At 61.7% G+C, this 23,666-nt stretch carries 23 protein-coding genes; 8 read left to right on the top strand and 15 right to left on the bottom strand.

Features of this window, described 5'->3' with window-relative positions:
* The first annotated feature begins 76 nt into the window (after positions 1-76).
* The 3 genes from Q4T40_10060 to Q4T40_10050 all read left to right on the top strand — a co-directional run bounded on the left by Q4T40_10060 (position 77) and on the right by Q4T40_10050 (position 2,059).
* Positions 77-565: a MarR family transcriptional regulator gene (locus Q4T40_10060; protein ID MDT8901586.1), complete on the top strand. Its 489-nt coding sequence runs from the start codon at positions 77-79 to the stop codon at positions 563-565.
* Positions 558-1,040: a GNAT family N-acetyltransferase gene (locus Q4T40_10055; protein ID MDT8901585.1), complete on the top strand. Its 483-nt coding sequence runs from the start codon at positions 558-560 to the stop codon at positions 1,038-1,040. Before Q4T40_10060 ends, Q4T40_10055 begins: the two co-directional genes overlap by 8 nt.
* A 191-nt stretch (positions 1,041-1,231) precedes the next feature.
* Positions 1,232-2,059 (top strand): methyl-accepting chemotaxis protein, encoded by an 828-nt coding sequence (locus Q4T40_10050; protein MDT8901584.1) that lies wholly within the window; start codon positions 1,232-1,234, stop codon positions 2,057-2,059.
* Between the two features lie 201 nt (positions 2,060-2,260).
* Here the strand turns inward: Q4T40_10050 and Q4T40_10045 are convergent, their stop codons facing one another.
* Together Q4T40_10045 and Q4T40_10040 are read right to left on the bottom strand one after the other, a co-directional pair.
* Positions 2,261-3,751 (bottom strand): AAA family ATPase, encoded by a 1,491-nt coding sequence (locus Q4T40_10045; GenBank protein ID MDT8901583.1) that lies wholly within the window; start codon positions 3,749-3,751, stop codon positions 2,261-2,263.
* A complete protein-coding gene (locus Q4T40_10040; GenBank protein ID MDT8901582.1) occupies positions 3,751-4,287 on the bottom strand; it encodes a hypothetical protein in 537 nt (178 codons plus the stop codon). The genes Q4T40_10045 and Q4T40_10040 overlap by 1 nt, the downstream gene beginning before the upstream one ends.
* 181 nt (positions 4,288-4,468) lie before the next feature.
* Between Q4T40_10040 and Q4T40_10035 the strand changes: the two genes are divergently transcribed.
* Positions 4,469-4,663 (top strand): DUF378 domain-containing protein, encoded by a 195-nt coding sequence (locus Q4T40_10035; GenBank protein MDT8901581.1) that lies wholly within the window; start codon positions 4,469-4,471, stop codon positions 4,661-4,663.
* A 296-nt stretch (positions 4,664-4,959) separates the two neighbouring features.
* Positions 4,960-5,163 (top strand): hypothetical protein, encoded by a 204-nt coding sequence (locus Q4T40_10030; protein MDT8901580.1) that lies wholly within the window; start codon positions 4,960-4,962, stop codon positions 5,161-5,163.
* A gap of 2 nt (positions 5,164-5,165) precedes the next feature.
* On the opposite strand, the gene Q4T40_10025 is transcribed toward Q4T40_10030, so the two are convergent.
* The 5 genes from Q4T40_10025 to Q4T40_10005 form a co-directional block, all read right to left on the bottom strand.
* On the bottom strand, positions 5,166-6,356 hold the full coding sequence (locus Q4T40_10025) for a Ger(x)C family spore germination protein (protein MDT8901579.1): 1,191 nt from the start codon (positions 6,354-6,356) through the stop codon (positions 5,166-5,168).
* 4 nt (positions 6,357-6,360) lie between these two features.
* Positions 6,361-7,446: a GerAB/ArcD/ProY family transporter gene (locus Q4T40_10020; GenBank protein ID MDT8901578.1), complete on the bottom strand. Its 1,086-nt coding sequence runs from the start codon at positions 7,444-7,446 to the stop codon at positions 6,361-6,363.
* Positions 7,433-8,821: a spore germination protein gene (locus tag Q4T40_10015; protein MDT8901577.1), complete on the bottom strand. Its 1,389-nt coding sequence runs from the start codon at positions 8,819-8,821 to the stop codon at positions 7,433-7,435. Before Q4T40_10015 ends, Q4T40_10020 begins: the two co-directional genes overlap by 14 nt.
* On the bottom strand, positions 8,818-9,075 hold the full coding sequence (locus Q4T40_10010; protein MDT8901576.1) for a hypothetical protein: 258 nt from the start codon (positions 9,073-9,075) through the stop codon (positions 8,818-8,820). Before Q4T40_10010 ends, Q4T40_10015 begins: the two co-directional genes overlap by 4 nt.
* A 141-nt stretch (positions 9,076-9,216) precedes the next feature.
* Entirely contained in the window at positions 9,217-10,260 is a 1,044-nt protein-coding gene (locus tag Q4T40_10005; GenBank protein MDT8901575.1) for a hypothetical protein, read from the bottom strand.
* 185 nt (positions 10,261-10,445) lie between these two features.
* Here Q4T40_10005 and Q4T40_10000 point away from each other — a divergent pair, with 185 nt between their 5' ends.
* Together Q4T40_10000 and Q4T40_09995 are read left to right on the top strand one after the other, a co-directional pair.
* Positions 10,446-11,324, top strand: a complete 879-nt coding sequence (locus tag Q4T40_10000; protein ID MDT8901574.1) for a hydrogenase small subunit — start codon at positions 10,446-10,448, stop codon at positions 11,322-11,324.
* Entirely contained in the window at positions 11,321-12,724 is a 1,404-nt protein-coding gene (locus Q4T40_09995) for a nickel-dependent hydrogenase large subunit (GenBank protein ID MDT8901573.1), read from the top strand. The genes Q4T40_10000 and Q4T40_09995 overlap by 4 nt, the downstream gene beginning before the upstream one ends.
* A 66-nt stretch (positions 12,725-12,790) precedes the next feature.
* On the opposite strand, the gene Q4T40_09990 is transcribed toward Q4T40_09995, so the two are convergent.
* Both Q4T40_09990 and larA read right to left on the bottom strand, forming a co-directional pair.
* Positions 12,791-13,906: a 2-keto-3-deoxygluconate permease gene (locus Q4T40_09990; GenBank protein ID MDT8901572.1), complete on the bottom strand. Its 1,116-nt coding sequence runs from the start codon at positions 13,904-13,906 to the stop codon at positions 12,791-12,793.
* 17 nt (positions 13,907-13,923) lie between these two features.
* Positions 13,924-15,186 carry a nickel-dependent lactate racemase gene (gene larA, locus Q4T40_09985; protein ID MDT8901571.1) on the bottom strand — a complete coding sequence of 421 codons (1,263 nt, stop codon included), beginning with the start codon at positions 15,184-15,186 and terminating at the stop codon, positions 13,924-13,926.
* A 241-nt stretch (positions 15,187-15,427) separates the two neighbouring features.
* Between larA and Q4T40_09980 the strand changes: the two genes are divergently transcribed.
* Positions 15,428-17,335, top strand: a complete 1,908-nt coding sequence (locus Q4T40_09980) for a sigma 54-interacting transcriptional regulator (protein ID MDT8901570.1) — start codon at positions 15,428-15,430, stop codon at positions 17,333-17,335.
* Positions 17,336-17,404: 69 nt separating this feature from the next.
* Here Q4T40_09980 and Q4T40_09975 read toward each other — a convergent pair whose 3' ends face one another.
* From Q4T40_09975 to Q4T40_09950, 6 genes are all read right to left on the bottom strand, one after another.
* The gene (locus Q4T40_09975) at positions 17,405-18,580 is read right to left on the bottom strand and encodes an MFS transporter (protein ID MDT8901569.1); all 1,176 of its coding nucleotides are present in this window, start codon (positions 18,578-18,580) and stop codon (positions 17,405-17,407) included.
* Between the two features lie 227 nt (positions 18,581-18,807).
* Positions 18,808-19,242, bottom strand: a complete 435-nt coding sequence (locus Q4T40_09970; protein MDT8901568.1) for a DUF488 domain-containing protein — start codon at positions 19,240-19,242, stop codon at positions 18,808-18,810.
* Positions 19,243-19,280: 38 nt separating this feature from the next.
* Positions 19,281-20,018, bottom strand: a complete 738-nt coding sequence (locus Q4T40_09965) for a hypothetical protein (protein ID MDT8901567.1) — start codon at positions 20,016-20,018, stop codon at positions 19,281-19,283.
* A gap of 190 nt (positions 20,019-20,208) precedes the next feature.
* Positions 20,209-20,415 carry a hypothetical protein gene (locus Q4T40_09960; protein ID MDT8901566.1) on the bottom strand — a complete coding sequence of 69 codons (207 nt, stop codon included), beginning with the start codon at positions 20,413-20,415 and terminating at the stop codon, positions 20,209-20,211.
* Positions 20,416-20,647: 232 nt separating this feature from the next.
* Entirely contained in the window at positions 20,648-22,639 is a 1,992-nt protein-coding gene (locus tag Q4T40_09955; GenBank protein MDT8901565.1) for a methyl-accepting chemotaxis protein, read from the bottom strand.
* A gap of 329 nt (positions 22,640-22,968) precedes the next feature.
* A complete protein-coding gene (locus Q4T40_09950; protein ID MDT8901564.1) occupies positions 22,969-23,640 on the bottom strand; it encodes a superoxide dismutase in 672 nt (223 codons plus the stop codon).
* Positions 23,641-23,666 lie beyond the last annotated feature (26 nt).

Below are 23,666 nucleotides of genomic sequence, written 5' to 3'. Positions count from 1 at the left end.
CTTTGCTTATTTAGTTGAAATTTCTACTATATCCCGCTATAATGGGATTAGTGGAAGTTTCAACTATTTTTATCCAATGGAGGTGTCCGCCATCAACGGCCTCAAGAATGAAATTTTGCGCGAGGTGGGGGCGCTGGCCCGCTGCGTCCATACTCTTTTCGACCTCAAATACCGGGAGCTTAGCCTCCAGCGGGGCCAGTTCGTTTTTCTCACCCGCATCGTCGAGCGCCCCGGCCTCAACCTCGCCGAGCTGTCCGCGCTCCTTAAGGTCGATAAGACGACCACCACCAAAGCCGTCCAGAAGCTGATGGCCGCCGGTTACGTCCAGCGGGAACGCGACGCCGTCGATAAAAGGATGTGGCGGCTCATCCCGTCCGACCTTGCCAGCGATGTTTATCCCGGCATAATCGCCGAGGAAAACCGCAGCATCGACGTCTGCTTCGCCGGCTTCAGCGCCGGGGAGCGTGCCGCCGCCTTAGACCTCCTCGCCAGGATGCGGGCCAACATCGAGCGCGAATGGCTGGAGCGGAAAAAGGGCGGGGGAGGGGAGGAGAGCGTTGGTTAACATCGAAGAATACTCCGCGCCCTACCGGGAGCAGGTCGTCGCCCACATCCTCGCCATCCAGCGGGACGAATTCGGCATCGCCATCACCCGCGCCGACCAGCCCGACCTCGACGCCATCGAAACCTTCTACCGGACCGGGGCGGGCAACTTCTGGCTGGCCCTCGACGGCGGCCGGGTCGTGGGCACCATCGCCCTCATCGACATCGGCAACCGCCAGGCCGCCCTCAGAAAGATGTTCGTCGCCCCCGACTACCGCGGCGCGGGCCGCAACACCGCCGGCCTGCTGCTGGCGGCGCTCCTCGCCTGGGCGCGGCAAAAAGGCCTGGGCGAGATATACCTCGGCACCACCGCGCAGTTCCTCGCCGCCCACCGCTTCTACGAAAAGCGCGGTTTCGCCCCGGTCGCCCGCGAGGACCTGCCGGCCGCCTTCCCGGTGATGAAGGTGGACACCCGCTTCTACAAATACTCTTTATAGCGATCATTCGCGCGGCGGGACACTTCCGCCGCGCGAATATTTCCGACAAAAATTGACGATTTGCTGCCGAAATGCGGAGGAAAATCCCGTCCTGGCGAGAAATAAGAAGAATAAGAAAATAAAGTATTTATTCGTAATAATTGCCTGCGCCCAAAAACCGCCGCTACCCAAAAGCAAAGGGGGATTATTTTTTGTCCGCTTCGCCGCTCATCATTGATGATTACGCCCGCTTCGCCGGCTGCCTCGTCGACCTCCTCGACGTGGGCGTCTTCGTCACCGACCGCGACCAGATCGTCTACTACCGGCCGAGCAGCAGCTTCGACCTCAAAATGCAGATCGGCCTGCCCGTCAAGCCCGGCATGGCGTCCCACACCGCCATCCACGAGCGCCGGCGGGTCGTCATGCGCAAAGACAACTCCTACAGCGGCCAGCCCTTCATCACCGTCGTCATCCCGCTGACGGACGAACAGGGCGGCGTCATCGGCACCCTCGCCGTCACCGAGCCGGTCGACCGCCAGGACAAGCTCAAGGGCCTGGCCCGCAGGCTCAGCGGCGACCTCGGCGGTCTGACCGCAACCACCGGCGAGATTCTCGGCCGCACGGAAAAAATCGCCGCCGCCGCCGAGGACATGGTCGCGGCCAACCTCCATTCCCAGCAGCGGGTCGCGGAAACCGACCAGGTGCTCGGCCTCATCAGGTCGATCGCCGGCCAGACCAACCTCCTCGGCCTCAACGCCGCCATCGAGGCGGCCCGCGTCGGCGACCAGGGCCGGGGCTTCGGCGTGGTCGCCGAGGAAATCCGCAAACTGGCCGCGACCAGCGCCGAATCGATCGGCAAGATCGCCGAAATAATCACCGCCGTCAAGGCCGACAGCAAAGCGACCGACGCCGCCGTCGCCGACATCCGCGACACGCTCGCCGCCATCGCCGCCGACATCGGCCGTTTCACCGGCTCCATCCGGGAAACCAGCGCCCTCGCCGAGGAACTCGACAAGATCGCCGACGAAATCGTCAAATAAACGCTCATATTTCCGCCCCTTCCTCGCCTACCATCATCCTGCCGGCCATTCGTCAGACTGGATGCCAGAAAATCCGCCAGAGAAAATGTACGAATTTGTCAGGGAAAATGTCAGGGTAAGTCGACGTAATTTTAGATATATGTAAAAACTTTACGGAAACTAAAAAGACGCCTTCCCGTTAACGGGAAGGCGTCTTTTTCATCAGTGTGCCGGGGCGTTCAGCAGGGCGCGGAACTCGTCGCCGCTCATCCCTTCGCTGGCGAGCAGCGCGGCGACCGCGCGCTCCAGGGCGTCGCGGCGGGCGGCGAGCAGGGCGTGGGTTTCCGCTTCGAGGCCCTGCAGGAGGGAGGCGACCGCCATGTGGAGGGTGCCCTGGGGCAGGTCCTCGGCCGACACTATGCCGAGCTCGGACATGCCGCCGAGGACGAGCTGGCGGGCGAGGGCGGCGGCCTGCTGGAAATCGTTGCCCGCCCCGGTGCTGCGGCCGCCGAGGACGATATCCTCGGCCACCGCGCCGGCAAGAGCGACGACGATTTTATCCTTAAGCTGGTCGGCCGTGTGAAGGTAAAGGTCGTCGGCCTGGGTCTGGCGGACATAGCCGAGAGCCTTGCCGCGGGCGGCGACGTTCACGCTGGCCACCGAGCCGGGCCGGCGGACCTCGCCGGCGATGGCGTGGCCGGCCTCGTGGACGGCGATGCGCCGCTTTTCCTCCGCTCCGGGCAGGCGGTCGAGCTTTTCGCCGAGGATGACCTTGTCGATCGCCCCCTTGAGGTGGCAGGCGGATATCTCCTGCGCGCCGTCCCTGAGGGCGGCGATCGCCGCCTCGTTGACGAGGCTTTCGAGATGGGCGCCGGAAAAGCCGAAGGTGTCGGCGGCGACGGTCGCCAGGTCGACGTCGGCGGCCAGCGGCTTGTTGCGGGCATGGAGGCCGAGGATCTGGAGGCGGCCGGTCTTGTCCGGCAGATCGACCTGCACCTGGCGGTCGAAGCGGCCGGGGCGCAGGAGGGCGGGGTCGAGCATGTCGGCGCGGTTGGTCGCGGCGATGAGGAGGACGCGCACCTCGTCGTCGGTGGCGAGGCCGTCCATCTGAACGAGCAGCTCGTTGAGGGTCTGGTCGTACTCCAGGTGGCCGGCGTTCTGGCCCCGCTTGCCGCCGAGCACCTCGATCTCGTCGATAAATACGATCGCCGACGCCTTGCCCTGCTTGCGGGCGAGGGAGCGGGCCTGCTTGAATAATTGGCGGATTCGCTGGGCGCCGACGCCGACGTACATCTCCACGAATTCCGAGCCGCTGGCGGCCACAAAGGCCGAGTCGGTAAACCGGGCCGCCGCCTTGGCGAGCAGCGTTTTGCCCGTTCCCGGCGGGCCGGCGAGGAGGATGCCTTTCAAGGGGCGGATGCCGAGGCGGCGGATGCCGTCGAGGTCGCGGATGAACTCCAGCGCCTCGCGCAGTTCGTTCTTGGCCACCTCCTGGCCGCCGATGTCGTCGAAGACAACCGCCGGCTGGCGTCCGCCGTCGCCGCCCATCACGGCGAAGGAGGGCTTGCCGCCGCCGAGCCTGGTGTTGCCGTAGTAAGCGAGCACGGCCACGAGACCGGCGAAGAAAAGGATCGGCAGGACGTCGACGCCCCGCCAGGCGAGAAAGATGACGCTGCCGGCGCCGACGCCGGCCGCTATCGGGGCGTAACGCATCACTTCACCTCCCGGGCGGCGGCTTCTGGGCGGGGCACGACGGCGTACAGGGACGCGCCCCCTCTAGTGAGCCGCAGGTAGACGTTACGGGCGTCGACGTACATTGTGGCATCCGCGCCGGCGGCGCGGGCCTTGGCATCCACACGTTCCGCCATGGCCGAGAAATTGCCGGTCGCGACGGCTTCCTGGAGGTGGAAGTGGACGGCGTGGAAAAGCGTCTCCAACTCGGGGGTGCGGCTGTCTACGAGATTGATGCGGGCCGGCCGCTTCCCGAGGATGGTTTTGGCGGTTTCGCCGATTTCGCCGTAGGTTTTGGCGAAGTTGTCGACGCCGCCGAGGGTGACGTTTATCGTGATGTCGCCGTTCTTGCTCTCGTCCCAACTGGCGGCGGTCACGCCAGCGATGCCCTGCAGGCCCGAGTCGAGCGGCCTGGCGACCGCGTACTTCTGCCACAGCAACTGGCCGGCGACCAGGGTCGCCACCGTCACGGCCAAAGCAATGACGAAGGCAAGACGGTTATCGCGCTTGAAGTTCATGGCGCTCCCTCCCTTGAGTATTTCCAATATTCATGTTGCTTGCCACAGGCAGCGTTTACACGCATTTACTTTACATAACATTATAGCATCCGAAAGGGGCTTGCGGTACATGTACTAATTGCCACAAGCCTTGGGCATAATAAAACTGCGTTTGGAATATAACATAAAGGAGGTCTAATTCTTGGATAGAATAGCGTTGCTGTTGGTTATCGCGGGAGCGCTGAACTGGCTGCTGGTAGGGTTGCTGCAGTTTGATCTTGTCGCCGCCATTTTCGGCGGCCAGGGTTCATTCATGAGTCGGGTTGTTTACACCGCGGTCGGCCTCGGTGGTCTGTGGTCGCTGTCGCTGCTCTTCCGCGAACGCGGCAGGGGCTAAGATGAGACATAAAAAGACCGGAGTATTCTCCGGTCTTTTTATGTCTCGATCATATGTCAAATATTATAAAGAATAATTCGTGCAAGAGAAAGATTATTTTTATTGATCAGGAGCGAATAGGGGAATTTCTGAGATCTATAAAGAGGTGGGCAGTCCGTCAAGGCGAGCAAGTGCTATGCGCCAAGGGGAAACTGCTTGGGGCAAGAGTATGAATTAATCCCAACAGTATGGATAATATTACAAATGATCTGGTCGCAGTTTGCGGTCAGCTGCGTGTATTAGTCGAGGAGATAATGATGGGCGATCAATCAGTGTTCAACCTGTTGACGAACCCGTTCGATTCTTCGTTTGCCATAATGGTCATCCTTGTCGGCGTTTATTCCTTGTTGATCAACGTGAGGCAGGCGACGCAACAGAATTGCCTCAGAGGCGCGAAGGTGGCCCGCATTGCCGGCTGGTGCTACATAGTGGCGGGGGTCGGCATCCTGATCATGAGTTAGCGTCAGCGCTTCAGAACGGGTCTTCGCACACTTACCGCAATCTTGATGTCGATCGGGGTGGAGGGGAAAACTTCCTCTTCCCAGCGGTCCTTGACGCTTTTCCAGTATTGTGGGTAGCGGTTGTAGACCAGCTTGCCCAAACCAAATATCTCTACTTTAAGGGCCTGCTGCCTGTCGTAGCTCTTTCGCGCAATCTGCGTGTATTCGGTCGCCACAGCCTGTTCCATCGCGGTGGTGAATTCAGGGTCGAGGGCGTCCTGCCCGGTTACTTGATTTTCTCCGATCGTGCCGATAAACTTTGCTTCCAGCGAAAAGCGCAGCTTACCGTCTTCCAGGTGGGGGGTGACTTTGGTGTCGGCCTCGTACAGTTCGAAAGCGGCGATTTTCCCGGGGGCGGCCGGATTGGCGACGACGACCACGCCCTGCTTGAGTTCGCGCCTGATCAGTTTCCCGCCATATACTTCGAATTCGTCCAGCTCGCCGATCATCCGCTGCCGCTTGTCGAACACCGCCGCTTTCGCCAGCTTCACCTCCTTGCCTTCCACCAGGACAAACGGCAGGACGAAGGAGCGTTTGGCTCTGATCGCTTCCGATATTTCGCCGACGGTCGCCTTGCTCGGGAAGTATGGCGACCGGTCGGCGTTTTTCGGCAGCTTGGCGATGAAGACGCTGTTCACCTCGTCGACCTGGAAGTTGGCCTTGAGGACGTCTTCGGCGTGGCCGGGCGCGACGAGCAGCTTGACCTTGCGGCGGATCTCGGCGTCGCGCAGCCAGAAGTCGAGGATGCCGCCGATGCCTTCCCTGGCCACCGCCTCGCTGAATATCATGATCTGGATATCCTCGAAAAACATGCCGAAGTAGACCCTGGCGTTGATGGCGCGGGCGACGGCGAGCATGGACTCACCCTCGGCCGACCAGAGGAGGTGCTGTTGGGAACTGGAAATTTCTTTGCTAGCTTCCTTCCTAAATTTGGGTAGTTCCATGGTCACACGGTACTTCCGCCGTCCCGCCCCCTGTGGCGCAGCCAGGAATTCTTTTTTGCCGGTCCCTTCGCCGGCGGGTGCGTGGTCGATGGCGACGCCAAGCACGTAGCCGCGGTTTTCGATCTCCTTGCGGTCCCAGCAGCCGCCGAGTGGCAGGATAATTATCAGCAGCGCGGCGGCCAGCAGCAATCGCCTTAATGTTTTCCGCACCGCGTCACCCCTCTTTCCGCCGCCAGGCCAGCGCCAGTAAGAGCGGCAGGACGCCCAGACCCCATGCCAGGCCGGCGTAATTTATCCATTTGCTGACGATGACGACCGAGTAAAAGTCCGGCGGCACGGTGACGAGGTAAGCGATCACGGGAACAAGCAGGGCCATCACCGGGCGGGCGTTTTCCAGCCTCATCAGGCGGGCGGCGGCAAAGCCGGTGAAATACAGCCAGTTGACCAGGGCCGTGAAGCTGACGGCGATCCAGACAATCATCAGATAGCCGTCGATCCGTTCGATGAAGGTGTCGGGGATTTCGATCGCCCGGTAGGCCATGATCGTTGGGACCAGCAGGTGGGAGGTCTCTTCCGGTCCCAAAATCCCCAGCGTGATTCCCGATATGAGTACGAATAAGATGGTTACCGCCCCGATGCCGGCCAGGCCGAAGCGGACGAGGCTTCCCCGGCGGACGAGGAATGGATAGAGTAGCCCTATTATCAGCTCCGGCCCGCTGTAAGCTGTCCAACAGGACAGGCTGCCTTTCAGCACCGGCATGACGCCTTCGGCTAGCAGCGGCGTGTAATGCTCGGTTTCGATTTCCAGCAGGCCGAGGAGCACCAGGGCGACGAAGGCCGAGTGCGCGAAGAGGAGCAGGAGCTGCTGCACCCGGATGACGGGGCCGAGCCCACTCTGGGCTGCGTACACGGCGAGCAGCAGAAAGGCGAGGACGATTACCTGGGACGGGGTCATGTCCAGCAGAAAAATCTTCACGGCGATCCGCGAAATCCTGATCGTCTGCGCGATGACGGCGAGCATCAGGGCCAGCATAGCGACGTTCAAGACGTTGCCCCAAAACTTTCCCAGCAGGATCCGGTGGTATTCGATGGCGGTCAGGTCGGGGAAGCGGGCGGCCAGGGCGGCGGCGATCCGGAAGGATACGGCGATAAACACGCTTGCCAGCAGAACCGCCAGCCACATGTCCTGGTGCGCACTGTCGGCGACCCGTCGGGGGAGCACGAGCAAACTGGTGCCGAACATGGCGTTGACCGCTATCACCATGAATTGCAGCGGGGAGACCCACCTAGTCCTCATCATCGCGTCCACTTTTTTCCTCTTTAATACGCACGGCGTCCTGGGGTTCGAGGTAAGCGGGGCGTTCGGTCATCCGGGTGGCGGGCAGCATGGCGACGGTGTCTTTGAGGTCGCTGAGGTTCGCGCTGGACCTGGGGGTGAGCGGCGCCAGGTAGGGCTCGCCGAAGCTTTCGAGGCTGCTGAGATGGATGGCGATGGCTATCAGGCCCCACATCACGCCGAACATGCCGAGGGCGGCGGCGAGGATCATCAGCGGAACCCTGAGCAACCTTAAAGGAAGGCCCATCCGGTAGCTAGAGATGCTGAAGGTGGCGATGGCGGTGAAGGAGGTGACGATGACGAGCGGCGGGCTGACAAGTCCCGCCCGCACTGCCGCCTCGCCGATGACCAGGCCGCCGACGATGCTCACCGCCGGACCGATCAGCTTGGGCAGCCTGATGCCAGCTTCCTGCATGATCTCAAGCAAACCCTCCATGATGAACGCTTCGATGAAGGTGGGAAAGGGTACCCCTTCGCGCGATGTGCCGACTGTCAGGGTCAGCGGCATGGGGAGGAGGCCGGGGTGGAAGCTGGTTATGGCGACATAGAGGGCGGGCATGGTCAGCGCAAAAAAGGCGGATATATAGCGGGTAAACCTGATCGGGGCGGCGGGCAGCCATTTCTCGTAGTAGTCGTCGCCTGACTTGAAAAAGTCAACGAACGTGGTGGGGGCTACGCAACAGAACGGCGTACCGTCGAACATTATGCCGATTTTTCCTTCGGCCAGTGCGGCCGTGAGTTTGTCGGGGCGTTCGGTGCTCATCATTGTGGGAAAGATCGAGAAGGGGGAGTCTTCGAACAGACTGTGTATTCCGGACGGCGCGGGGATATCGACCGTTATTTTTTCAAGGCGTTTTTCGACCTCGCGGACGAGTTTGAAAGCGGCGATGCCGCGGAAATAGACGATGGCGACATCCGTTCGGCTGCGGATGCCGACGGTCCGTCTAGTGACGACGAGGTTGGGATTTTTGATCCGGCGACGGATCAGCGTTATATTGACGCGGAGCTCTTCCGTGAAGCCGTCGCGGGGGCCTTGCAGTTCGGCCTCCGTTTCCGGTTCGGTGATCGCGCGCGTTTCGAGCTTACGGGTGGCGACGACGATCGCTGCGGGGAGAGTATCGATGAACAGGGCAGCGTCCCCGGAAAGAATCCGATTTACGATCGGCTCCATCTCGGTTTCCTCGGTGGTTAACGCCGCGGTGATGACGGTGTGCCGCACGGTGTCGGCCAGGCTGAGCGGCTGCGGAGCGGAAGACCGGACGGCCTGCGGCTGTGTGAGTTTCTCGATGATATGTTCGTTGATCGCCGCCTCGTCGACCATGCCGTCCAGAAATATCAACGTCGCCTTAGCTGCAGGGGGACGGCCCAGAGCTCGCGGAAGCGGATGTCATCGCTGCCGGAGAATATTTTGCGCAGGTTTGCGAGGTTATCGCTCAGGACAGGCGACAGAGGATAGATCTCGCTTTCGATATACTGTTCCCTGAGCGTTCTGGCGATGGTCTCAATGTCCTGGCTTACATCGTCCGCGCCGGCGATTAACTTTTTTAACTCTTGGAGCTTCACGCGGATGGCATTTCCGTCTAAGTTGCCCATAGCAATGTCCTTCAGAGGCGTTGTTCGCCGATTAATAATCTTGCTGAAATTTTTCCCAAAGGAGATTATTATTATGGCCCGGAAGGCGGGCGCAAAAACCGGCCGGAGAGTTATCTCCGGCCGGTTTTTGCGCTTTACCCCTCATCCGCAGGGCGGCGGGGGCGTGAAGAGAAGTTCGGCAAGGGACTTTTTCGCGGTGTGGCATTCGAGCGGCAGGCCTTTGGCGTAAAGCTCGGTGACGCACTTGTTGCAGGAGTTGCAGGGCGCGGGGGAGAGGTCGCCGTCATGCCAGCGCGCGACGAGTCGCGGTTCGCTGATGACGGCGCGGCACATGCCGACGATGTCGGCATAGCCGTCGGCGACGAGGCGGGCTGCGACCACGGGGCTGGTGATGCCGCCGGTGAGGATGAGCGGCTTTTTGACCAGCGCCTTGATGTCTTTGCTCCATTCGCGCAGGCGGGCTTCGCCGTGGGATTTTATGATGAAGCTTTGCGGCGGTGTCGCCGGGAAGGGCGGAGCAGTATGGTGGTCCCGGAGGCCGAGGCTGACTTCGATGGCGTCGTAGCCGTGAGTCGCCAGGATGGCCGCCGCCTGCCTGCCCTCGGCGAACTTCAGGCCACCCGGCTGGGCGTCTTCGATCCCCAGCTTGATGATGACGGGAAACTCGTCGCCGACTTTTTTCCTGACGGCGGTATAGATTTCCCTGTGGAGGCGGAGGCGGTTTTCCAGGCTGCCGCCCCATTCGTCGCGGCGGGTGTTGGTGAGCGGCGACAGGAACCGGGCGCAGTGCGAATTATGGGCGGCGTGGATTTCGACGCCGTCGGCGCCGAGCGCTTTGGCGGCGGCGGCTTGGTCGGCGTATTGGCAGATCATGGCGGCGATTTCTCCGCCGCTCAGTCGGCTCGGCTGTTCGGCACTAACGTCACTGGGAAGAGGGGCGAGCTGGGGCATGATTTTGCCGCCGTTGGCGTGCACGGCGCCGACGACGGCCCGCCAGCCGTCCCGGTTGCCGAGGTCGGCGGCGCCGGCGATGATGAGGCCGGTTCCGCCGGCGGCGACCGTGGCGTATCTCGCCTGCCGGCGGACGGTGTCGCCGTCGAGATAGTCCTTGGCGGCGGCGAAGGCGAGTCGGTTGACGATCACCGTGCGGTTTACGGTTATTGGCTGGAAGAGGATTTCGCTCATAAGCTTCCCCCCGTTCGCGTGCCCGGCCGGGTGGCCGGGTTTCCCGCCAGAGTGGCAGTCTTTACCAACCACTTCGATAATTCGCCGGGAATTCCTGCCTCACCGCCGCGGGGTGCCGGCGGGAAAACTAAACCGGCGGCCGCTGCATATGATGGATATAAATGCGGGAAACGAGGCGAACGAAGATGGACGATTGTGCGTTAACCGGCAGGCTTCCCGTGGTGTGGCTGGAGACGAGCGACAGCGGGGACAACAATATCGCGTTCATGAATACGACCAGTCCTTATCTTAACCGGGTTTTCACCGATATGATCGAGCTGCTGTACAGCAATACCTTTATGGCGGCTCAGGGCGAGGATGCCCTGGCGCTGCTGGAGGCGGCGATCACGCGCTACCGCGGGCGGTTCACGCTGGTGGTCGAGGGCGCGGTGCCGACGGCGGACGGGGGGCTTTACAGCGTGATAGCCGTGACGAGGAGGGGGCCGGTGACGGCGCTGGAGGCGGTGCGGCGGCTGGGGAAGGCCGCCCGGTATGTGGTAGCGGCGGGGACGTGCGCGAGTTTCGGTGGAGCTTCGGCAGCCGCACCCAATCCGACGGGCGCGGTGGGGGTTAGCCAGGTGCTTGGGCGGCCGGTGATCAACGTGAGCGGGTGCCCGGTGAACCCCGACTGGCTGGTGGGGACGCTGGCTCATCTGCTGCTTTACGGGGAGCCGGAGCTGGATGAATTCGGCCGTCCGCGGCTGTTTTACGGCGCCACCGTTCACCGCCACTGCCAGCGCCGGTCATATTTCGATCAAAAGGAATTCGCGGAGAAGCTGGGCGACAAAGAGTGCATGTTTTCTTTGGGGTGTGCGGGGCCGCGCACAGGCGCAGACTGTCCGTACCGGCAGTGGATCAACCACGTGAGCTGGCCGGTAAAGGCGAACACGCCCTGTATCGGCTGCACCAACCCCGATTTTCCGGATGGTTCGTCGCCCTTTTTCACGCCGTTGCCGGAAAAGAACAAGGTAGGTGCCGCCGCGGGCGATGAGCCTCCGGCGGCGGTAAAGGGGGCAGAGCGATGAGCCGGCGGGAGATTCTGTTTAGCCCCGTGACCCGCCTGAGCGGTCCGCTGACCGTGGAGCTGGCGGTGGACGACGGGCTGATCGTCGAGGCGGACGTGAGCGGCACTTTGTTCCGGGGTTTCGAATATATCATGCGCGGGCGGCACGTGACGGACGCGGTCTACCTTACCCAGCGGGTGTGCGGGATATGTTCGACGGCCCACGGCGCGGTGGCGAGCTATCTCCTGGACTGCCTGTACGACAACGCTATTGCCGAGAACGCGCAGCTTATGCGCAACATCATGTTCGCGGCCGATTTTCTCCAGAACCATATCCGGCATTTTTATTTTTTCAGTCTGCCGGATTTCGTCGTGATGCCGGCGGGGGCGCCGTTCCTGAATCAGAACTGCGGCGACTGCCGGCTCGACGAGGCTGACAACCGGCGGCTGGCGGGGCATTATGTCGAGGCGGTGAAGGCGGCGGAGAAGAGCCATCAAGTGCTTGCCCTGTTCGGCGGCAAAGCGCCTCACCAGCACAGTTTCGTGCACGGCGGTGTGGCGGTCGCGCCGACGGTGGATAAGATCACTCAGGCGGCGGCGCTTATCGGCGATATCCGGGATTTCATATGCCGGTTCCTGCTTCCGGACACGGACCTGATCGCCCGCTGCTACGACGATTACTACCATATCGGCAGGACGCCCGGCCGGTTCCTGTCTTTTGGGTTGTTCAAGTTCGGGTCCAGGAACGACGCAATGCTGTGGCGGCCCGGGGTCGTCGACGAGGGCGGTTTGAGCGCGCCGCGATTCGATCTGATCGAGGAGGACGTAACCCGCGCCTGGTACGAACGGGATGAGGGGGACGACTGCGAGACGAGGCCCGCGCCGCGCAAGCCGGGAGCCTATACGTGGACGAAGGCGGTGTTGTACCGGGGGCGGCACTATGAGTGCGGGCCGCTGGCCCGCATGCTGATGAATGGTTTTTATGACGGCGGCACGTCGACGATGGACCGGATCGTGGCCCGTTCGCTGGAGGCGCACCTGATCGCGGAGTTGGCCGGGGAGTGGCTGGGGAGGCTGGAACCGGGCGAGGCGCCGATCTGCCGGAAGAAGGATATCGTCCGCACCCAGGCTGTCGCCGCGACCGACGCGATGCGGGGGGCGCTGCTCCACTGCGCCCGCGTGCAGGGGGAAGAGGTGGCGCGTTATGATATCATTACTCCGACGGTGTGGAATTTTTCCCCCAAGGATGCGTACGGCAACCGCGGGCCGGTGGAATCCGCCCTGGTGGGGGCGACGATACCGACGCCTGAGCTAAGGTATGTGGTGCCTGGCCGGATCATCCGTTCGTTCGATCCATGCATGTCGTGCGCTACCCATTTGCTGGCGCGCGGCGCGGACGGCGAGAAGGGCGCCGGGGCGTGAGGCAAAAAGATAACCGGCCGGAGCGCGGGCTCCGGCCGGTTATTTTTGCGAGGTGGGTTTGACGGACTAGGCTTTGCGGCTTGCCGCCGGCTGTGCGCTTTCGGGGTATTCGATTTTGGCGTCGATGCCGCGGCTCTTTTGCCATTTGTCCATGAGGATTACGGCGATGGGGCAGAGAATGGCGGTGGTCAGTGTGGAGAGGGATACCTGAGCGGTGGCGATTTCAACGAGGTTCTTGTACGACTGGGCTTCGGCGGGGGACATCATGCCGGCGCCCATGGCCACGGCGGCGGCGGCGGCAATGGCGGCCGGGGTGGCGGCGGCGTTGCCGGCGGTGGAGGCTTCGGCGACGGGGGCGATCTGGCTTCTTTCACGGAAGAGCATGAAGACGAGGATGCCGGTGAGGCCGGTCAGGATGGTTGTCATGAGTCCGAGCGTGACGCCGGCGACGACTACTTTGGGGTTGAAGAAGTTGGCGAAGTTCATGCCGGCGCCGAGCGCGAACGCGAAGAAGGGGATGGGGAGGGATTCGCCCGGTTTCAGGAAGGCGCGGATCTCGGGGTCGAGGTTGCCGAGGACCATGCCGATGGCGATGGGCAGGAGGACGGCGATGAAGGCGATGATCGGGAAGTTGGCGCCGAGCATGCCGAGGGCCATCAGGGTGAAGAAGGGGCCGTCGTTGAGGGAGAGGATCGCGACGGCGCCGACGTCGGAGCGGTTGCCGTACTGACCGGTGAGGGCGGCGTACATGCCGCCGTTGCCGTTGGTCATGGCGGCGATGATCGCCATGGTGGACAGGCCGAGGAAGCCGTTCATCATGTCGCCGGAGAGCTTGCCCCAGATGACGCCTACGATCAGGCCGGTGAAGTATTTGGACGCGGTGAGGAGGACGCCTTTTTTCAGCGCTATGCCGCCGACCCGCAGGTTCATCTGGCTGCCGCAGCAGAAAAGGAAGAGGGCGATGAGGGTCATGGCGCCGTTTTTGAACAATGATTCCGTGAAGCCGCCGATCCGCAGGAATTCGTATACGCCGGGCTTGACGGGGGCGACGCCGAGGGATTTGAGGAACGACATTATGAACGGGACGTGCAGCTGGTCGATGGTGTTCATCAGGGCGCCGAACATTAAGGGCACAACCATGAGTCCGCCGGGAACCTTTTCGATCGTTCGCTTGATTTGCATTTTTTCACTCCTCGCGTTTATTTTACGTAGGGGATGGTGAGCGGCCCGTACGGGAGAACGGCTATGCGGGGGGCGGGGCCGTATTTCGCGGCCAGCGCGGCCAGCGTTTGCCCGAGGTCGCTTATCGGGGTGAATTTGGCATTGGCGACGGTGGCGGCGTCGAGGGTGGAGTACAGGTAGCAGTCGGCTTTGAGCTGGACGATGGCCTGCACCTGTACTTGCCACTGGTCGAACATGCTGAACGCCGGGTCTTCGATCATTTCCAGCAGTTGCCGGGGGGTTTCGCGCATTTGGAGGATTTTGGCGTAGTTGCCGTGGTCGGGCACGCCGTCGGAGCATTCGGACGCGCTGACGATCGCGCCGCCCTGGCGGACGATCTGGGCCGCGGCGCTCATGCCTTTGACGGTTTGGTAGAGGTTTTGGTCGAGCGGGTAGCCGGAGTTGGTGGTGACGACGATATCGAACGGCCGGTCGACGGCGTGCATGGCGCTTTCCTTGACGAACCGGCAGCCGAGGCGGTGGGCTTCGATGACGTCGCCGGCGAAGACGTTGGTGATTTCCTTGTCGCCGTTGAGGGTGACGTTGAGCATGAAATCGGGCTTGGCCAGCAGGCAGTTCTGGGTGGCGGCGTCCTGGAGGATGTTGCCGTCGATGACGCCCCAGGTGCTGTTGGGGTGGCCGATCATGTGCGCGTTGTGAAAGTCGAGGATGGTTTTTATGCCGGCTACGCCGGGCTGGATGCCTTTGGGGCCGCCGGAAAAGCCGGCGAAGAAGTGGGGCTCGATGAAGCCGACGACGATTTTGAAGGCTGCTTCGACGTAGGTTTTGTTGAGGTATACTTCCGAGCCGTAGGTGTTGCGGCCGACGCGGACGAGCCTGGCGTCGTCGAAGGCGTCGTGGTTTTCGATGCGGACGGTGTCGACCACTTCGCGGCCGAGCATGAGGATGAGTTCGTCCCTGGTGTTGGCCCGGTGGGAGCCGAGGCCGTTGATGATGACGAAGTTTTCCCGCGGCACGTGGCCGAGTTCTTCGAGCAGCCACGGCACGAGCTTGTGGTTGGGCGTGGGCCGGGTCAGGTCGGAGATGACTATCGCCACGGTGTCGGCGGCGCGGACCATCGAGCGGAGCGGCGGGGCGCCGATCGGGGCGCGCAGCGCGGCGAGGACGGCCTGCTTTTCGTCGGTCAGGCCGGGGAGGTGATGGGGCTCGATTACCGCCGCGGCGTCGGGGACGCTGATTTCCAATCCGGTTTTGCCGTACGCGAGTCTGACTTTTTTCATTGCAGCCTCTCCTTTTCGGTTCGCTTGTTGTTGCCGGCTGACATATGGATTGGTTTATCGCACATCCTGTGCCAATGCGGGCCGTATATGCTTTATCCCGTTTTTGGCCGGCTGGGCGGCGGTGCTTCGGTAACCAAAAAATGTAATAATTGTCATAAATGTTAGAAGAAACATTCTTACATCTGGTGTGCGGAGTTTGCTGTATAATGGATATAGAGACCGGAGGGAAAGGATAGGCGGCATGAATATAAAAATGTGGATTATCACGCCGTTCGTTTCGATGCAGGCGGTGGCTGAGCAGGTGGTGGCTGAGCGGGCCCGCGAACTGGCCAACTGCGATATCGTGGTGTCAACTTCGCATTGCGATATCTCCGGGTTTCAGGACAGCCTGGTCGAGCTGCGCAAGGCGCAGGAGTGGGGCGCGGAGGTGATCGTGAGCCGCGGGGGGACGGCGGCGTATATCGCCGAGCATACCGACATCCCCGTGGTCGAGATCGAGGTGACCGCCCTCGATATGCTGCGGGCGTTCAACAAGGCGGGCAAGGATGCTTCGACCATCGGTCTGGCTGGCTTCAGGAACGTCATCTACGAGTGCGAGAGTCTGTACGATTTTCTGGGCACCCAGCTTCGCCTGGTTACGATTCTCGACGATTGCGACGATGCGGGGATGAGGCAGGCGGTGGACGAGGGCATCCAAATCCTGGTGGGCGACGCGCTGGCGATAAGGTTCGCCAATACGGCCGGCATTTCGTGCATCCTGATCGAGTCGGGCAAGGCGTCGATCTATAAGGCGATCAGGGAGGCCGAGTCGGTGGTGAGGGTGCGCAGGCGTGAGCAGGCCCGTACGGAGATGCTGAGGACGATCATCGATTCGTCGACCGACGGGATTGTGGCTGTCGACGAGGCTGCCCGCATAACGCTGTTCAACAAGGCGGCGGAGGATATCTTCGGGTTCGGCCAGGAGCAGGCGGCCGGGCGGCCGGTGGCGGACGTGATTCCCAATACGCGTCTGCCCCATGTGCTGAGCACCGGTGAGGCGGAGATCGGCGAGCTGCAGATAATCGGCAAACGGCAGATCGCCACGAAGCGCATCCCGATAAGGACGGGCGATCAGGTGACAGGGGTGGTGGCGACCTTCCAGGAGGTGTCGCAGCTGCAGAAGTTCGAGCAGTCGATCCGCCGGAAGCTTTACGACAAGGGGCTGACGGCCAGGTTTCACCTGGATCAGATCGTCGGCGATTCCCCGGCGCTGAGCAAGGCGAAGGAGCTGGCCCGCACGTACGCCGCGACCGATTCGACGGTGATGATAACGGGGGAGACTGGTACCGGCAAGGAGCTTTTCGCCCAGGGTATCCATAATCTCAGCCCGCGCCGCGCCGCGCCCTTTGTGGCGGTCAACTGCGCCGCGCTGCCGGAAAGCCTGCTGGAAAGCGAGCTGTTCGGGTATGAGGAGGGGGCGTTTTCGGGGGCGAGGAAGGGCGGCAAAATCGGCCTGGTGGAGCTTGCCCACCGCGGGACGCTGTTTCTCGACGAGATCGGCGAGATGCCGCTGGCGCTGCAGACCCGCATCTTGAGGATGATCCAGGAGAAGGAGGTTATGCGGCTGGGCGGGGACAGGATCAATATGGTCAATGTCCGTATTTTGGTGGCGGCCAATCAGGATCTGACCCGTCTTGTGGCGATGAACAGGTTCCGGGAGGATCTGTTTTACCGGCTCAATGTTCTGCCGCTCCAACTGCCGCCGCTGCGGGAACGCCCGGAGGATATAGGCTGTCTGGCGGAGCATTTCGCCCGCAGCCTGGCGGTTCACCGGCGGCCGGCGAAAAGATTCACTCCGGAGGCGATCGAGGCGCTGCGGGAGTATCCCTGGTTCGGCAATGTGCGCGAACTGGCCAATGTGGTGGAGCGGCTTGTTCTGCTGTCGCCGGGTGCGGAGATCGGCCGCCAGGAGGTGGCGGCGGTGCTGAGCGTTCCCGCTAAGCAGGCGCGCGTGACGAGGCCGACTGCCGGGGATGCTTGGCCGCTGGTCGAGGAGTACCGGAAGCTGGGCATGGGGGCGAGGAAGATTGCCCGGGCGCTCGCCCAGCAGGGGTACGATATCAAGTATTATCAGGTGGCTTACCGCCTCGACAAGGCGAAGAACAGGTGAGGACGGAGACTATTTCAGCAATAAAAAAAACCGCGTTTCGCGGTTTTTTGCTTTTGTCGGGGTGGAGGGTCAGGCGGATGGCGTGGGGGTGCGCGCGGGGCCGACGAGGGCGGTGTGGAAGTAGAAGGCGCAGACGAGGATGACGGCGGCGGCGGCGGAGAATACGGCGGTGAAGCCGAACGCGTGGGCGACTACGCCGAGAACGGAGGCGCCGAGGGCGTTGCCGATGTCGCCGGCGCCGGAGAGGATGCTGAGGGCGGAGCCTTTGTTGGCTTCCCTAACGTTTTGGACGAGGTAGCCGGCGAGGGTGGGATAGATGGTCCCGAACCCGAAGCCGACGAGGACGCCGGCGACGGCGAAGACGGCCGGCGACGGGGCGGCGGCGAGGAGGAGGGCGCTGGCGGCGTTAAGGATGCTGGCGCCGACGGAGGTTTTGACGGGGCCGAACCAGTCGTTGACCGCCCGGACGCCCAGGCGGGCGAGGACGACGGCGAGGCTGAAGGAGACGAAGAAGACGGAGTAGCCGCCGATGCCGCGGGCAAGCGCGAGCAGGGGGACGAAGGTGAACATCGTGCCGAGGGTGAAGTTGGAGGCGAACAGACAGACCGAGGGGGCGAGGACGATTTTGGCTGCCAGGACGGCGCGGAAGGGCGCGCGTCCTTCGCCGGCGCGGGCGGGGGCGGGTTTGGTGCCGAACCAGGTCACGGCCGCGGCGCAGGCGGCCGCGGTGAGGCTGACGGCGATCAGGGGCGTGAAGCCTACGGCCTGGTAGAGGAAGGGGCCGGCGCTGGTGCCGGCGCCGAGGCCGATCATGGTGAAGAGGGAGAAGTAGGCGATGGCGGCGGTGGCGGTTTCCCGCGTGCCGACGGTGCTGGCGAAGGTAACGGCGCCGGTGCCGTAGAAGGACATGGCGACCCCCTGGTAGAAGCGCACGAACAGCAGCGGCCAGAAGCCGGTAACCCACAGGTAGGCCGCGAAGCCGGTCCACATCAGGAACTGGCCGACGAGGAGGGTGAAGCGGCTGCCGCGCACGTCGGCGCTCATGCCTGACCAGGGCCTGAGGAGCAGGGCGCCGAGGGAGACGATGCCCATGGCGAAGCCGATCTGGGATTCGTTCAGCCCGATTGATTGAAAGTGGACGGGCAGGACGGGGTTGAGCAGGTTGTTGCTGAAGACCATCAGCATCTGCACGATGACGATGATCTGGAACTGGCGGTTGGCGAACAAACTGGGCAGTAAGGACATGAGCGCACCTTCGGGATCGGCTGCCGGCGGGCCCGCCATGACGGGGTACCGGCGGCCGGAATTCAGATTCAATTATAGTCCCGGGGCCGGCGGATTACAACCGGCCGAAAGGCGCGCATTGCGCCGACAATCGCGTTTGCGGGCGGAAAAACCCGCTATGCCGCCCGTCGCCACTTACAAACGAAAAACCGCGATATTCGCGGTTTTTGTCGGCGGGTGAACGGTTTTCAGAGATGGACTATTTTGAGGCCGGGGGTTTTCGCTGCCAGGTGTTCGGCGAGCAGCCGGCGGTGGCAGCGCGCGGTGGACGGTTCGCTGCACAGCAGGCAGGCGCCGTCGAACAGGGCGGGGTCGGTTTTGCCGAGGGCCTGGCGGGCTTCGAGCAGGCGGGCGTATTCCCGTTCGTACTCGGGCCAGCCGATTTTTTTGGTCTTGTAGCCGTCCATGAGGTCTTCGGTGGGGGCGAAATCGGTCAGGTGAAGGTAGCCGATGCCGGCGATGGCGGTCAGGAAGTATTCGAGGTCGGGTTTTTTGGTGTAGCCGGCGAGCTGGGAGGTGTTGCTCAGGCGGATGTCGATGACCCGTCTGACGCCATGCTGCTCAAGGAGGGTGAAGAAGTCGCGGGCGGATTTTTTTCCGGAGCCGATGGTGTAGAGGGTCATGCGGTCGTCCTGCCTTTCTTGTGGTCTGGCGGCGGAGGTCAGGGGAGCCGGTTGTCGGCCACTGCGCGGAAGCGGTCCATGGCGCGCTTGAAGATCCGCTCGGTCATTTCGATCGGCACTTTGGACTGGCCGTCGCGCATGTCGAGGAGCAGCCAGATTTTTTTGCCGTCTCTGCTTCTGGCAAGGGCGAATTCGGCGCCGGCGTGGCCGAAGTATTCGTAGTGAGCGGGCTGGACTTCGCTGCGCTGGACGGGGACGCGGATTTCCTGGGTGGTGTAGTAGACGGTGCCGCGGTGGGTGTAGGCGGGGACGGATATGTACCGCTTTTCGTAGGTGGTGTAGTAGCGGATGCTTTCGGGCACATAGACCTGGGTGGTGGAGAGGGTTTTGACGGCGACGGTGAGGACGGCGTCGGCGAACTGGGGCGCGTATTCGCGCATGACGGCGGCGTACTTGTCCCTGTTTTCGAAGCGGAGCAGGCCGAGGTCGGCGCCGATGGTTTTGCCGATGCTTTCTTCGAGCTGGCTGGCGGCGATGAATTTGACCCGCTGGTCGCCGGATCTGATTATCCGCGAGTCGACAAGGTCGTTGAGTTTTCGGCGTTCGATTTCGCTGATGTTCAGACCGTCGTCGACGGCGAGCCGGACGGCGACCGTCCTGATCATGGTGAAGTCGCACGATTTGTCGGCCCATTCTTCTTTCTTTTCCTCCGCGCCGCACGGCGCGATGAGGAGCAGCCAGAGACAGGCGGCGATGCAGATGATTTTGCGCGGCATTGGCGGTCCTCCCGGTGTAATTTGGTGTATATTTATGACGTAATTAAACTTCCGCGCGGGTAATTCCTGCCAGGGGAGCGGAAAAACAGGCCGGCGGGGGATGAGTATGCGATGGGCGGTTTTACGGGAAAAGGAAACGGGAGGGCTTTTCGCCCTCCCGTTTGGGTGGATGTGATTTTGTCTGTCTGGGTTATTTGCTGTAATTGAGCAAATAATCGGCGCCAAGGCGCTCGTACCGCCTGAGGTGGCTGATGACCAGGGCCGCTTTGTCAACGCAGATGTCGTCGTCGATGCCGTCGTCGCCGACGGCGTCCCTAACGATGGCGCTGATCTCGTAGGCGGTGTACCCCAGCCAAGCGAGGCGCTTGACGAGTCTTTTGATGATGTTGAACTCCATTTTTTCTTCCTCCGTAATTACTAAGATGGTAATTATAGCGCCGGGGCGCTATCAGCCGCAATTACCTCAGACTATTACCAACCGTTCACTAGAATGAAGAAAACCTGGGGAGGCAGATTTTACCTTGCTTTCTAAGATTGATGGACAATAATCTTTATAAGATTAACATTTCTGAGCTGAGATGTCAAGCGGGCGGAAAACCGCGCGCTTGACATCTCCGGCGGGGCTTTTGTTATAGACGGAATCTGCTGACCGCCTGCTGGAGTTCTTCGGCGACCTTGGCGAGGTTCTGGCTGGAGGAGGCGATTTCTTCCATCGAGGCCGACTGTTCTTCGGTAGCGGCCGATACGGTTTGCGCTTCCCTGGCCGCCGTTTTGCTCATTTCGTCGATTGCCCGTACGGACGAGACGATTTGCTTGCTGCCGCCGGACAATTGCTGCATCGCCGCGGAAATCTCCCGTACCTGGGCGGCAACTTCCGTGACAAGTTTTACGATTGCCTGGAAAGACTGGCCGGCGGTGGCGACGACTTGCGCGCCGACTTTTACTTCCCGCGTGCCGGCGCCCATGGCGTCCACCGCCTTGTCGGTATCGCTCTGGATTTCGCCGATCATGGTGGCGATCTGCTTGGCGGCGTCCTGCGACTGTTCGGCCAACTTGCGCACTTCTTCGGCGACGACCGCGAAACCGCGGCCTTGTTCGCCTGCCCGCGCCGCTTCGATAGCGGCGTTGAGTGCCAGCAGGTTTGTTTGGCCGGCGATGCCGGAAATAGTGTCGACGATTTGGCCGATTTCCTTGGAGCGTTCGCCCAGTTTCACCACTACCTGGGCCGACATATTTACCGTCTGTTCGATCGAAGTCATCTGTCCGACCGCTTGTTCGACCGAGTTTCTGCCTTCCTGGGCCGTCTGGGCCGCCTGGGCCGTCTGAGCGGCTACCGTGTTGGCATTTGCGGCCGCCTGTTCAATACCGGACGACATCTGTTCGACGATACAGGTGGCATCGTTGACTGCGTTCAGTTGTTTGTCGGTATTGCGGGCCACATCGGTGATGGACCCCGCGACCTGATTGGCAGCCTGGGCCGACTGGTCTGCGCTGGCGGTAAGCTGTTCGGCCGAAGCAGCCACCTGCTCGGCGGCGGCCGCCAGCTGCTTGATGAGCTGGCGCAAATGGCCCGTCATGGTGTGGAAGCCCTGGATGAGGCTGCCGATCTCGTCCCTGGGTGCGCTGGCGGCCAGACGGGCGGTATCCATGGTGAGATCGCCTTGCGCAATCCGAGCCGTTACATCTGCCAGCTCGCGGATGGGCCGGGTGATTTTAAGGGTGATGAAGATTATCAGCAAGCCAAGGATGATGATCGATACCGTTCCAGCAGCGATCGAGGTCCACGCCATGGCATTTATCGGCGCATGCAGTTCGGCGACCGGCACGGAAATCACCAGGACCCAGCCTGTCCGGCCGATAGGGGCCGAATTGAAGATTTTTTCGATACCTCCGAAGGCGAATTGCTGCATGGTCTCTTCGCCGCTGAGGAATTTCTTGGCCGCGTTGGCGAAGGCTCCGTTGCTGATGGTGAAAATATTGTCGGTTATTTTGAGGGTGGGATGGTATATGTAGTTGCCCTTGGGATCGATGATAAAGGCGTAGCCGGTTTTGGCGGCTTTGACTTCCTGGGCTAGGGCGGAGTATTGTTTCATGTCGAGATCAACGCCGACGACTCCGATGGGCCGGCCGTTATAGACAACCTTTTTCACCACGCTGACAAGCAACTGCTTGGTGCCTCCGTCTTCGTAGACGTCGGAATAGACGACGTCGTTGGCCGCCATGCCTTTCTTGTACCAGTCCCGCTTGGTCGGATCGTATGCCGCCGGCGGCACCCAACCGTTCGTTTCCATGTATTGTTTTGTTTCCAGACCGATGAAAACGTTCAGGATTTCTTTGTTCGCGCTTTTGACCGCTTTCAAGAGACCGGCCAATTCCTCGGGGCTTAGTTGCCGCGAACCGATAATTGCCGCGAGGTTTGCGGCGGCTTCTTCCTTGTCGACCAGTTTCGCGTTGAGTCTGTTGGTATGGTTGCCGGTGTTGAACTTGGCGGTCTTCGCAATCTGGTCGTCAAGCGCCTGTTTGGCTGCATGGTGGCTGTAAATGCTCAGCGCGGAGATGACGATAATCACCGGCACTAGCAACAGCAGCAGCATTTTACCCTTTAACCCGAAACTTGCCATGAATATTCCCCCTGTTTATGTTATGATTTTTGCTGCCAATAATAAAAAAAGCAAGGACTGCCAGTGTTGCCATCCTCAGAAATAATGGCTGCCGATGCAATATTGGTCGGATTTTGTCGTAAAACCTAGTGTTTTAGCGATATCACCGGGTTTTTCGGGTTTTTGATGAATTTTTCTATTCTTCTTGAGAAGGGAAATTCCTGCATGAAAAAAAGTAATTGTCGCGATGAGGTAAGGCGGAGGCGGGATGGGGCGAGAGGCCTGCGGAACGGCTGGCGCGTGATGAGCGCCGGAAAAGGACCGGCCGGATTAGTCCGGCCGGTCACGGGTCAGTCGGCGAGGTTTGCCGCCAGCAGGGGCAGGCGGCCTTCCATGGCTAGGAGGAGGCGGTTTTCGACCTCGCACCAGTTGATGAGCTTGAGCCATTCGCGGACGTATTCCTCGCGCCGGTACTGGTAGTCGAGGTAGTAGGCGTGTTCCCAGACGTCGGCGACGAGGATGGGGGCGACGCCCCACTGGGTGAGGTTTTGGTGTTTTTCGGCGGTGAGGATTTCCAGGTGATGCCAGGCGGGGTTCCAGGCGAGCACCCCCCAGCCGGAGGCTTCGACTTTGACGGTGGCGGCGACGAATTGCCGGCAGAAGGGGCCGAGGCCGCCGAAGTATTTTTCGATTTCCCGGGTGGCGCAGGGGCCGGGCTCGCCGCCGCAGTCGGGGGGCGCCATGACCGTCCAGTAGATGCTGTGGAGGATGTGCCCCGAGCCGTTGTAGGCGAGTTCGTTTTCCCAGTACTTCACATAGGCGAAGTCGTCGCCGGTTCGCGCGTCGACGAGCGCCAGCTCGGCTTTGTTGAGGCCGTCGACGTAGGCTTTGTGGTGGTGGTCGTGGTGGAAGCGGAGCGTGGCGGCGCCGATGACGGGTTCGAGGGCGTCGTAGGGATAGGGTAGGGGAGGCAGGCGGTGTTTGCCGGCGGGGACGTAATGCCTAAGGGTGTCGGTTTCCAAGGTGTTCAACCCTCCCGTAGCGATAA

This window comes from Selenomonadales bacterium 4137-cl (assembly GCA_032334055.1).
Taxonomy (GTDB): Bacteria; Bacillota; Negativicutes; order Sporomusales; family UBA7701; genus Anaeroselena; species Anaeroselena agilis.
Note: the sequence above shows the minus strand (reverse complement) of the source record. Positions and strands in the feature narration are given on the sequence as shown.

What these genes read in the sequence shown, in the direction of transcription:
- Q4T40_10060 (MDT8901586.1), top strand. Translation starts at nt 77, where the DNA reads ATGGAGGTGTCCGCCATCAACGGCCTCAAGAATGAAATTTTGCGCGAG.
- Q4T40_10045 (MDT8901583.1), bottom strand. Translation starts at nt 3,751, where the DNA reads ATGCGTTACGCCCCGATAGCGGCCGGCGTCGGCGCCGGCAGCGTCATC.
- Q4T40_10040 (MDT8901582.1), bottom strand. Translation starts at nt 4,287, where the DNA reads ATGAACTTCAAGCGCGATAACCGTCTTGCCTTCGTCATTGCTTTGGCC.
- Q4T40_10030 (MDT8901580.1), top strand. Translation starts at nt 4,960, where the DNA reads ATGGGCGATCAATCAGTGTTCAACCTGTTGACGAACCCGTTCGATTCT.
- Q4T40_10020 (MDT8901578.1), bottom strand. Translation starts at nt 7,446, where the DNA reads ATGATGAGGACTAGGTGGGTCTCCCCGCTGCAATTCATGGTGATAGCG.
- Q4T40_10010 (MDT8901576.1), bottom strand. Translation starts at nt 9,075, where the DNA reads ATGGGCAACTTAGACGGAAATGCCATCCGCGTGAAGCTCCAAGAGTTA.
- Q4T40_10005 (MDT8901575.1), bottom strand. Translation starts at nt 10,260, where the DNA reads ATGAGCGAAATCCTCTTCCAGCCAATAACCGTAAACCGCACGGTGATC.
- Q4T40_10000 (MDT8901574.1), top strand. Translation starts at nt 10,446, where the DNA reads ATGGACGATTGTGCGTTAACCGGCAGGCTTCCCGTGGTGTGGCTGGAG.
- Q4T40_09995 (MDT8901573.1), top strand. Translation starts at nt 11,321, where the DNA reads ATGAGCCGGCGGGAGATTCTGTTTAGCCCCGTGACCCGCCTGAGCGGT.
- Q4T40_09990 (MDT8901572.1), bottom strand. Translation starts at nt 13,906, where the DNA reads ATGCAAATCAAGCGAACGATCGAAAAGGTTCCCGGCGGACTCATGGTT.
- larA (MDT8901571.1), bottom strand. Translation starts at nt 15,186, where the DNA reads ATGAAAAAAGTCAGACTCGCGTACGGCAAAACCGGATTGGAAATCAGC.
- Q4T40_09980 (MDT8901570.1), top strand. Translation starts at nt 15,428, where the DNA reads ATGAATATAAAAATGTGGATTATCACGCCGTTCGTTTCGATGCAGGCG.
- Q4T40_09975 (MDT8901569.1), bottom strand. Translation starts at nt 18,580, where the DNA reads ATGTCCTTACTGCCCAGTTTGTTCGCCAACCGCCAGTTCCAGATCATC.
- Q4T40_09970 (MDT8901568.1), bottom strand. Translation starts at nt 19,242, where the DNA reads ATGACCCTCTACACCATCGGCTCCGGAAAAAAATCCGCCCGCGACTTC.
- Q4T40_09965 (MDT8901567.1), bottom strand. Translation starts at nt 20,018, where the DNA reads ATGCCGCGCAAAATCATCTGCATCGCCGCCTGTCTCTGGCTGCTCCTC.
- Q4T40_09960 (MDT8901566.1), bottom strand. Translation starts at nt 20,415, where the DNA reads ATGGAGTTCAACATCATCAAAAGACTCGTCAAGCGCCTCGCTTGGCTG.
- Q4T40_09955 (MDT8901565.1), bottom strand. Translation starts at nt 22,639, where the DNA reads ATGGCAAGTTTCGGGTTAAAGGGTAAAATGCTGCTGCTGTTGCTAGTG.